Raw genomic sequence first — 1147 nt, forward strand, 5'->3', positions numbered from 1 at the left:
ATCTGCGCTAAACGACGAAATGCAGATGAGTATAAAACGCGATCGCGGTCTACTTGAAAAGATTTGCGACTGTCTCCTGGCTTATCTCCCCGATTTCCAAAGGGATTGTATTGTCTTTGTTGTCTTTGGGACATAGTTACCAACGCGATCGACTAAAATTTGGTGCTAAAAAAGACGTACCTACATCTAGATAGTACGCCTTTGGTGAGGATTTAGCAGTATTACAGCCGAAAACTACAAAATTTCTAAGTCCCAGGTAGAATTAAACCGAGCTTTTCCTTCTTCAACTAATCGCCATGCAGCCTCTTTTAAAGATCGATGGGATAGTTGGGTTCCTTCGCCCCAGTTTAACTCTAGTTCCTGTAGACTTACGGGTGTCTGGTTTTCTTTTAGTTCGCTTAACAGCAGATTTCTTGCTCGTTCTGCCTGTTCGACGGATGATAATTTCATTGCGGGTAATAGTCAAGTTGGAGTTCTAGAGTCATACCACTATATATAGGGGTCGATCGCTATTTTTACCCGATCTAACTCTATCTATAGTGCCGTATACTATTATGCAACAAGATTACTAAAATCGTCATTAAATTATTTTTTTTTAATCGTTCGATAACTCGGCGATCGACTTAACTTAATTATCTTATGAAAAGGGAGGACTTGTGACAATCCTCCAAAAGTTATTGCTTGTCCGTATTTCTCGCTGCTAGCTTCTGACTGACTACTGCTCTCGGAATATATAGTAATCCTAATTTGGAAATAGAGAATTGTAGGTCGTTAGGGGACTTCGTTAATAAAAAATTAAATGCTGTCGTAGTGGCGTGTCAACCTTTATTTGATGCACTAGGTATATCTCACGCAAAGAGGTCAGACCCCGCGTCCCATCTTCGTCCCGTCAAGCGGGATAATATGGGATAATATCGTCCGAAGGCGCAAGGGAATGCTGACCTAGCGAAGACGCAAAGGGAGTTATTTGTTTGGCATCGTTAAGTTATATCTATTGCACTGTTTTAGGCTTGACACGCCAGTAGAATGGGTTAGGCAGCTAACAAGCGTCAATAACAATTCCAATAGCAATCAATTTGTTTTAACCCATTAATTTCACCAATCGGAGCTTTTCTTAAGATTTATTTTATAGATACATTCTTAATAA

1 protein-coding gene is annotated in these 1147 nt (G+C 39.9%); it reads right to left on the reverse strand.

Annotated features, from left to right (window positions below):
* Positions 1-234: 234 nt before the first annotated feature.
* On the reverse strand, positions 235-450 hold the full coding sequence (locus AC33VI_RS22940) for a hypothetical protein (protein WP_491784581.1): 216 nt from the start codon (positions 448-450) through the stop codon (positions 235-237).
* Between the last annotated feature and the right edge of the window lie 697 nt (positions 451-1147).

The organism is Waterburya sp. (genome assembly GCF_058530065.1).

Coding starts and splice junctions, on each gene's coding strand:
- AC33VI_RS22940 (WP_491784581.1), bottom strand. CDS start 450: ATGAAATTATCATCCGTCGAACAGGCAGAACGAGCAAGAAATCTGCTG.